Here is a 9043-nt window from a genome sequence, read left to right as displayed (position 1 = left end):
TAAAAGAACAGCTCAGATTAAACGAAAATATACCTCAAAATGCACGCGACTCAGCAAATCCTGTTGCACCTGTAATAAATCCAGAAAAACCCATTACCCCCCGTTGCACCTGTAATAGATCCAGAAAAACCCCATTACCCTCCGTTGCACCTGTAATAGATAAATCGCAGTCAGAATAATGGCTCAGGTTGGACGAAAATATACCTTAAAATGCAAGCGACTCAGCAAATCCTGTTGCACCTGTAATAGATCCAGAAAAACCCATTACCCTCCGTTGCACCCGTAATAGATAAATCGCAGTCAGAATAATGGCTTAGGTTGGACGAAAATATACCTCAAAATGCAAGCGATCCAGCAAATCCTGTTGTTCCTGTAATAGATAAATCACAATCAAAAGAACAACGTAGGTTGGGAGAAAAAACACTTAAAAATGAAGATAATTTCTCTCTTGCTGCTCCTGAAAAAACACTCAACCTGAACGTAATACAAACGAAAATTGTGGTTTTAATCTAGCCCTAAAAGTCAATATGGCAAAGCATGAAACAACTGGAAATTTATTACGAAATGGAGATCCATGTTCCCCGTAGTTAGTAGAGATATTCAATACTCTTCTTCTTTTTGCTCACTCTATTGGTTACTCTAAGACTATTGAGAAGAAATGTTTTATGGGGGGATATGCCACTTCCTTCTTCTTTCGCAAAGGATTACAGATGGTTTGCGTGTGCAAGGTATTGAATTCGCGATATACAGAAAGTTTTTGCAAGGAACATCGTATTCCTTTGCGATCGATTGAGGATGTATCGTGTATTGATTTAATCGTAGATGGTTGTGATGAAACAGATTCTCGCTTGCGTCTTATTAAGGGGCGTAGAGGGGCTCTATTTCATGAAAAAAAAATCGTAGCGAGCATATCTTCCCGTATGGGGTCGTTATTGCGGACGAGACCAAGGTGATTTATTTTCTTGGTCAAGGTTCTCTGCCCATAGAGGTTTCGTCATTTGGTGTTGTATCCACTTGTTTTGCTATTAAAAAAGTTGCTTCTCAATTGGGATTAAAAGAAGATCTTTGTTTGCATCGGGATGCTTCTGATTTATTTATAAGCGATGGAGGCAATTCTCAATTGTGACGTTTACACCGTTTATTGGTGTGGTAATTTTGCTTTTTTCTTCGTTTTGAGGATATGGTCGCAGGACTTTTCTGGGGATTTCTCTGGAGAGAAAGAGCCTGATAAATTTCCTCATGTCTCTATTTATATGGGGTTCGCTTGACGAAAAATCCCTCAATTTGAAATGGTAGAGTATTACAAAGTTATCGGTGCACAAAAATAAACCGTATAATTTAATATCCTCAAGCTAGTATTAAAACGGAAATGGAGTAAAACATTAAGCCAAGCCAACTTGAGAAATTCATCAGCCCTATCTGCCATAATACACATGCCCTCACGAACATCTGAACCTATCTGTTTTTTTGGGGGGTGGGCATATGCCGAAGAAGATAAGAGACTTCTTGCAGCGTATGCCCAAGAGGAAAAGGACGCATAAAGCTATGAAACTGCACAATTGATTTATTGATGCTTACCCACAATCTTAGGGAGGTTTTGAAATTCCCTAAAAACAATTGTTGCCGTGCACAACTGTTCTTTATGGTTATACTCATTAAAGCTTGCTTGAAGATGGATATTTCTATTCATCGTTGGACTTGCACATCATTCCGGTGCAGAACTCAATGGTTTACCTTCTTCTTGAGGAAAAGCTTGTAAGGCATTATAACTTCCATCTCATATGTCAAAGATAGAACAGGGAAAATATCTGATATCTAGATATTACAAATCTCATACATAAAAAAATAAAATATTGTTTTTGCTTGATATTTTTCATATTTTTGTCAAACTTTTTTGGGGGTGAAACAATGATTCCCCCCCCTCCTCTTTTGCACAATCCCACCTGTATACTCAAATCCTAAAATAAAAGAGATTATCTCTTGGATAAAGGAGCATAGCAAAGCCATCGGGATATAATCGATAGGCTGTTAATCTCAGTCCCTCAAAGCTTTTGATCAAGACCGTCCTATCGCAAAACCAATAGCCAACGATGGAAGACACAAGATTTTGTTCAAAATCACCAAGAACCATGTTAAACAATGAAATAGAAATACCATGTTGTTTGATCTCTACTATCATCATTCCCATTTTGGCTATCGGATAAGAGAATGATAATCCACTGAACAGTGATCAGGGGTCTTATTAAAAGAATTCAAGCCATTCTAATGCAAATCTCTCATACCACTTTTTACGCTCTGAGCTTTGACAGTCCTCTACGAGAGCCGATGTATCGTGCATGGTATCGCTTTCCATCTTGGTTTTACTTTCTATTTTGGCAAGTTCAAATATGCTGGACGATCAACTTTGAGAAAACCCGCTCCCGCAACACCAACTTTTCTTTTAGACAGCCAGATTCTGCAACGCCAACTCTTCTTCAAGAGTTCGTTTATCTTTGAAAATAGTATTTATTGTCTTGAACCTTGACCTGATCGTCATTCTTTGCTTCAAGATAAGTGCAATTTTTGAAAAAGGATAAGTTTTTATGGGATTTAAATGTGGTATTGTGGGACTTCCCAATGTTGGGAAATCGACTCTTTTTAATGCGCTGACACGCACAGCAACAGCTCAAGCGGCGAATTATCCTTTTTGTACGATAGAACCGAATTCTGGTGAAGTTGCTGTCCCTGATACACGCTTGCGTAAATTAGCTGATGTTGCTCATTCGAAAGATATTATTCCAGCTCGTATGTCATTTGTAGATATTGCAGGACTGGTGCGTGGGGCATCAAAAGGCGAAGGTCTTGGCAATCAATTTCTTGCAAATATTCGCGAAGTAGACGCGATTGTGCATGTATTGCGTTGTTTTGAAGACGATAATATTATCCATGTTGAGAATCATATTAATCCCATTAATGACATCGAAACGGTAGAAACCGAACTGATGCTCTCTGATCTTGAAAAGATTGAACGACTTTTTGAGAAAAATAAAAAACAGAAACATTATACTTCTGAAGACATAGTTCTCACGCAATCTGTTATTTCTTCTTGTCTTCGCCTGATAGAAAAAGGCCAATCTGTCAGAACTTTATTGACATCCCTTGACCATGATTCGATGCGTATTTTCAAAGATTTAAACCTTCTAACGTCTAAACCTGTTCTGTATGTCTGCAATGTTTCCGAAAATGACATTGTAACAGGAAATGAGTATACCCAAGCCGTTAAAAAACTCGCTGAAAGTCAAGGTGCTGAAATGATTGTTATTTCCGCTGCAATTGAAGCAGAAATGGCACAAATTTCAGAAGAAGAATCTGCTCTCTTCATGAAAGATTTAGGAATATCTGTATCTGGCCTTGAACACCTTATTCGTTCCGGATATCGACTGCTCAATTTGATAACATACTTTACAGTCGGCCCTAAAGAAACACATGCTTGGACAGTGCCGCGTGGAATAAACGCTCAAAAAGCAGCAGGTGTTATTCATTCTGATTTCGAACGTGGCTTCATACGTGCTTTAACAATCGCTTATGAAGATTATATAACCTTAGGCGGAGAAAATCCTGCTAAGGAAGCAGGAAAAGCACGAGATGAAGGAAAAGAGTATATTGTGGCGGATGGTGATATCATGCACTTTCGATTCAGCGTTTGAGTTTTACAAGAAAAGCCAAAACGAATAGTCCCAAAAAACATTTATGAAGATTATATAACCTTAGATGGAGCAAATCCTGCAGTGAAGTCAGCTTTTCGCTAACGCCGTATTCCAGATGGAAACCTGCAGTGAAGTCATCTTTTGGCTAATTATCCTGAGTCCATCTGGAAAACCCTACTACTTCAGCTCAAATTATATATTTTTCCCTGACAAAATAAGGATGGCTTTTAAAGCAACCCGATAAAATAAAAATATACTTAAGTACTTCAGGATCATATCTGAATACAGTTAAAATCCTCATTGTATAGGATGAAGAGGATTTCAGAAAAGACAAAGAATATCTTCTCTATGCAAAAATAAATAGAATTGATAGTATGTTGATTTTAAGGAAAAAATACCTATTTTATTTCCTGTCAATACAAATCAAAGGAAGCATCTACTGACATAGAAAATCAAAACAATGAATTACGCCTTATGAAAAAAAAAACCACAATACTCCATCCGAAAAACTTAAAAAAGAATATCGTGGTTTAAAAAATCAGATCTTGTCTCAACCCAAATTCTGTTTATATCTTGAGTTATTTTCACGATCGCTTTATAGTTAAGGTAATATACAAAATTTTCCGATCTACTATTCTCAACCTTATATTATAATAAAGCTTGTCTTAGGAAAGATTATGGTCAAACAAAAAGTTGCTTTTTTAACCTCTGGAGGTATTGCTCCATGCCTATCTGCGGTTATTGGTATGCTCATTAAACGCTATAGCAAGGTTATACCAGAAGCAGATTTGATTGCTTATCGTTCCGGATACCAAGGGTTGCTTTTAGGCGATAGCTTTAAGATATCTCCTCATATGCGTCAACATGCTGATGTATTGGTTGGTTATGGTGGCTCTCCTATAGGGAATAGTCGCGTAAAACTCACGAATGCCGATGATTGTATCAAGCGGAATTTGATCAAGGAAAATGAAAATCCTTTAGAAGTAGCTGCTCAGCAAATTATGGCAGATAAAATCACTATTCTCCATACTATAGGAGGTGATGATACAAATACTACAGCGACCGATCTTCTTCGTTATTTTGATACAACAGGTTATAAACTCACCGTTGTTGGATTACCTAAAACAATAGATAACGATATTGCTCCAATACATCAGTCTTTAGGTGCTTTGACAGCTGCCAACGTCAGTGCAAGATTTTTTGATAATATTTCCAATGAGCGCAGTGCATCTCCAAAAAGTTTGATTATTCATGAGATTATGGGTAGAAATTGTGGTTGGTTGACAGCTTGTTCTGCGCGATCTTATCTAGAAATGATTCACGACAGACAGTACATTGACGGCTTCATGTTCTCTCCTAGTTTTAAGGGCATAGATGGTATCTATTTGCCGGAAATGTGCTTTAATCTTGAAGAAGAAAGTGAACGCCTTGGAAAGGTATTGGAAACTAAAGGATCAGTTGCTCTATTCGTTTCCGAAGGGGCTTGTCTTGATACTATTGTTGCTGAACGGAAGTCTGTTGGGAACGATGTCCCTCAAGATTCTTTTGGCCATATTCGCCTAGACACAATAAATGTCGGTTCGTGGTTTGCTCAGAAATTTTCAACTCTTATTAAAGCAGAGCGCTCTATTGTACAAAAATCAGGTTATTTTGCTCGTTCAGCTCCCGCTGAAGAAGATGATTTGAACCTTATACGAAAAATGGTTATTCTTGCTGTGGATAGCGCAATTTCGGGTATATCTGGCGTGATAGGAGAGGATGAAAGACAAGACAATCTCTTGCGTGTTATCAAATTTGAAGATATTCGAGGAGGAAAAACGTTTGATCCAGAAGTGGCATGGTTTTCTAATATACTAAAGCATACAGGGCAAAAATATTGATAAAAATGAGAAATATTTACAAACAAAATATCTACTCAAGAAATTCAATATAAAGGTGATGAACCGTTATTTGCGAATCCTAAAATGTATCGATAAACTCACATAAGTCTATGGTTTAGTTTATGCAGATCACCTGAATTGCACGCAAATCTCTTGACAGACGAAAAAATTTTTTTGCACAAGAAATTCAATCTTGAAAGAATAATTGGCGTTCATATCTGGAAAGTGAATTTCAGACTAGTGATAACTATCGTCCTGAAAAAAGGAACAATTCTTTTCGTTCGACTCTGTCGAGCGTAAAATATAACGAAAAAAGGATCTCATAAAACCTCCATCCCTCAAGGTCTGCTCAAATAAATAGGTTGCGAACTATTCTATAATCCAAAATCCTTCAATCTATACAAGATAGTTGAGCGTCTCATAGAAAACTATTCCCTGTTTATATCCCCCCTCGTCCTTAAAGTCTCTTCTTTCCTCAAACGAGGTTTCGTATTACACATCACCTACTTTTTCAAACGACGATTCTGACATATCGGGATGCAAAGCACAATCATCTAGGGTAGATCTTCTTGACAAATAGTTTTCCAAAACAAAGCACGAAGCACAGAATACCATCACTCTACTATCGTATCTGTCATTGTATCACCACTTTTTTGGGGTAATGCGGTCGGAATAAAATAATATACCTATCTTCTTGCTTTCTAATAAGGCACTATATGAAGATTCTTCATTGATCCAGAATCCTCTTTCTCCCTCCCTAAAGGGATGGAAAAAAACGACAATAAAACTAATTATAATTTTTCTTAATTTCATCCATAGATTTCTGAAAAATTTTAGATTCCAACTTACTATCTATTTTCTCAAAAATGATTTTCTTAGAAATTTCTATAGAAATATCCGCTGCTTTCGAATAGAAAGAGCGCATAACCTCCGACTCTGCAGAACGAATATTTCTCTCCACCGCTGCAAGACGCGAAGCAAAAATTTCTTCTATTATTTGGCGATTCTCAGCCTCAAGAGCCTCTATCCTATGCTCAGAGAGCTTGATGATTTTTTGAACTTCTTGTTCAACTTGACTGTATTTTTCTTTATATTGAGCTAGAAGAATTTCTGCATCTTTGCACGAACGTCTTGCTTCAAAAAGTTCATTACGAATACGATCCGCACGAGAATCTAAAAAAGACAATAAAATAGAAGGAACTCGTAAATATACCAATACTGAAATAAAAACTACAAGAGCAACAAATGCTAAAAAGGTCTCGTCAAGATAAGTCATACATCAATAATCCCTTGCTTTTTCAATGATTCTATGACAAATCTAAGATCTTTTTCAGATATAGAAATTCCTATCAGTTTTTGAACTATATCTTGCACTATATCCTTCGCGACAGAAGAAATATCTCCCAAAGCCTTTTCTTTCATGCTTTCCATCTTTTCATGAGATTCTGATAATTTACGTAAAGCATCTATTTCAGCTGTTTTACGCTCAGAATCGAGTTTCTTCTTAGCATCCTCATAAGCTTTATTAAAAATTTGTCTCGCTTTTACACGAGCATTTTCTAAATCCCTCTCGTAGGATTCTATCATAGAATCAACTTGTTTTCTAATAGATGCAGCTTCATCAAGATCACCCGATATCCTATCCTGACGATTTTTTATAGCTGCACCAATACGAGGCAAAACCAGCCTATGCATAACGGCGTAGAAAAAACCAAATGTGATCACAAGCCAAAAAAATTGCGATACAAATGTAGTAGTATCAAAAGGAGGAAATTTACTAGCAATACCATGGACTGCAACGGATCCGGTGTTAACATTATCCATAACGCTACTATCCCCGATTTTTTTGGATACATATCGACTTCTGAAGCAGACATCACACCCCTCACAGCCATAGTTCACAGTTCATAAACATCTCATATAAAAGATTTAATGCCGCTTTTATCTTAAGACACAAAAATAAGTAGCATAATAACAAGAAGCAAAAATATACCTACAGATTCTGTAATCGCGGCGAAAATCAAAACGCTCACTTTCTGTTCTCCAGCTGCAGACGGATTGCGCAAAGCACCTAATAAATAGCTCCTAAAAACACTTCCAAGAGCAAGAGCAACCAACCCCAAACCTATGGAAGCTGATCCTATAGCAAAATACTTCGATGCCTGGGCATAATAATTAACCGCTGTTAATACTGTCTCTTGTTCCATTATAAACTCCTCATAATCAAGTTATTATTAAATAAACACATCATGACCTCTCCATCGAAGTCATCTCCCCATCAATGCTGATCAGCGTCATATACGTCCCTAACATATAAGCACGTGAGCACCATAAAAATATATGCTTGCATAAAGGCGACAAAAAATTCAAGTCCAGTTATAGCAACATTTACCAATAAAGTTAGTAGAGCAAGGACTATTCCCAATCCACCAAAATAAATCAAGTTTAAAACAAATCCAGAAAATACTTTTAGCATAATATGCCCAGCCAACATATTTGCAAACAAGCGCAAGGATAAGCTAATCGGACGAGAAAGGAAAGATGTTATTTCTATAAAAAAAACCATCGGACCCATTAAAGCAGGAATCCCAGAGGGAATAAATATTCTAAGAAATTTCAAACCATTTCTATAGAAACCGGAAATTATAACAGCCAATATTACTAAAGCAGAAAAACTTGCAGTGATAACAATCTGACTCGTAAATGAAAAAAGATAAGGATACATACCGAGTATATTAGCTGTCAAAATAAAAATAAAAAGCGAAAAAACAAAAGAAAAAAACTGCTTAGCTTGAGGACTCGCCGCATCGCATAACGTAGACATGACAAAATTGTATATAATTTCCATTAAAGACTGTATTCGCGTTGGAATCGTTCGACAATTACGCACAGCAAAACAAGAAAAAGACAAGACAATCAATACAGTAATCAACATAGCGAGAGAGGAATTCGTAAACGAAAGATCAATGTTTCCGAAAGTAATTGGAACAATCTTTTTGACAACAAATTGACTCATTGGATTTTTAGACACGAAATCCCACTCTCCTCAAAACAAAAATCATAAACATCTTCCTGAAGCTCATAAAATAACAGCCAAAGTAAAAAAATCCATAGATAATGGCAACAATATTTTTGGTACGCTCTATTTCCTGCAGCATAAATAAAAAATTACGAAATGTCTACTAAACCTTATCTTCAGGTGATAAATGATATGAAAACAATAGTCGCAAAATTAAAGAAAAATGCAATTAAATTGCTCTAAATTTTCTTTAAACAATCTAAGGTTATAAAAAACAAAACAATTCAAAGCACTGAAACAAAACGTACAATACGCACTCCCCACTCCTGCAAAAGATCTTTTTTTTTCAAAATCTATCCGCACACCTACCTGCCAAACATTCCGCACTACCTTACCTTTGCCAATCATCGCATTGCAAACTTATTAAAAATGAAGCCACTCATATTAAAGTCTATTCC

The 9043-nt window shown here is 36.6% G+C and carries 10 protein-coding genes; 5 read left to right on the top strand and 5 right to left on the bottom strand.

The window, feature by feature from the left end; genetic code table 11:
- Positions 1 to 318: 318 nt before the first annotated feature.
- The 3 genes from H0G72_RS05100 to H0G72_RS06315 all read left to right on the top strand — a co-directional run bounded on the left by H0G72_RS05100 (position 319) and on the right by H0G72_RS06315 (position 1126).
- The gene (locus tag H0G72_RS05100; RefSeq protein ID WP_182017702.1) at positions 319 to 513 is read left to right on the top strand and encodes a hypothetical protein; all 195 of its coding nucleotides are present in this window, start codon (positions 319 to 321) and stop codon (positions 511 to 513) included.
- 197 nt (positions 514 to 710) lie between these two features.
- Complete coding sequence (locus H0G72_RS06320) at positions 711 to 953, top strand: ribose-5-phosphate isomerase A (RefSeq protein WP_259345156.1); 243 nt, start codon at positions 711 to 713, stop codon at positions 951 to 953.
- Positions 950 to 1126 (top strand): hypothetical protein, encoded by a 177-nt coding sequence (locus H0G72_RS06315; RefSeq protein WP_310649496.1) that lies wholly within the window; start codon positions 950 to 952, stop codon positions 1124 to 1126. Before H0G72_RS06320 ends, H0G72_RS06315 begins: the two co-directional genes overlap by 4 nt.
- An 825-nt stretch (positions 1127 to 1951) precedes the next feature.
- On the opposite strand, the gene H0G72_RS05090 is transcribed toward H0G72_RS06315, so the two are convergent.
- A complete protein-coding gene (locus tag H0G72_RS05090; protein ID WP_182017701.1) occupies positions 1952 to 2188 on the bottom strand; it encodes a hypothetical protein in 237 nt (78 codons plus the stop codon).
- Positions 2189 to 2582: 394 nt separating this feature from the next.
- Here H0G72_RS05090 and ychF point away from each other — a divergent pair, with 394 nt between their 5' ends.
- Entirely contained in the window at positions 2583 to 3686 is a 1104-nt protein-coding gene (gene ychF, locus H0G72_RS05085; protein ID WP_182017700.1) for a redox-regulated ATPase YchF, read from the top strand.
- Between the two features lie 677 nt (positions 3687 to 4363).
- A complete protein-coding gene (locus H0G72_RS05080) occupies positions 4364 to 5566 on the top strand; it encodes a pyrophosphate--fructose-6-phosphate 1-phosphotransferase (RefSeq protein ID WP_182017699.1) in 1203 nt (400 codons plus the stop codon).
- A gap of 787 nt (positions 5567 to 6353) precedes the next feature.
- On the opposite strand, the gene H0G72_RS05075 is transcribed toward H0G72_RS05080, so the two are convergent.
- The 4 genes from H0G72_RS05075 to H0G72_RS05060 all read right to left on the bottom strand — a co-directional run bounded on the left by H0G72_RS05075 (position 6354) and on the right by H0G72_RS05060 (position 8597).
- Positions 6354 to 6842 carry a F0F1 ATP synthase subunit B family protein gene (locus tag H0G72_RS05075; protein ID WP_182017698.1) on the bottom strand — a complete coding sequence of 163 codons (489 nt, stop codon included), beginning with the start codon at positions 6840 to 6842 and terminating at the stop codon, positions 6354 to 6356.
- Positions 6839 to 7390 (bottom strand): F0F1 ATP synthase subunit B family protein, encoded by a 552-nt coding sequence (locus tag H0G72_RS05070; RefSeq protein WP_182017697.1) that lies wholly within the window; start codon positions 7388 to 7390, stop codon positions 6839 to 6841. Before H0G72_RS05070 ends, H0G72_RS05075 begins: the two co-directional genes overlap by 4 nt.
- A gap of 122 nt (positions 7391 to 7512) precedes the next feature.
- Positions 7513 to 7773, bottom strand: a complete 261-nt coding sequence (locus tag H0G72_RS05065; RefSeq protein WP_182017696.1) for a F0F1 ATP synthase subunit C — start codon at positions 7771 to 7773, stop codon at positions 7513 to 7515.
- Between the two features lie 71 nt (positions 7774 to 7844).
- Positions 7845 to 8597 carry a F0F1 ATP synthase subunit A gene (locus tag H0G72_RS05060; RefSeq protein ID WP_182017695.1) on the bottom strand — a complete coding sequence of 251 codons (753 nt, stop codon included), beginning with the start codon at positions 8595 to 8597 and terminating at the stop codon, positions 7845 to 7847.
- Between the last annotated feature and the right edge of the window lie 446 nt (positions 8598 to 9043).

This window comes from Candidatus Liberibacter sp. (assembly GCF_014048425.1).
Lineage (GTDB): Bacteria > Pseudomonadota > Alphaproteobacteria > Rhizobiales > Rhizobiaceae > Liberibacter.
Note: the sequence above shows the minus strand (reverse complement) of the source record. Positions and strands in the feature narration are given on the sequence as shown.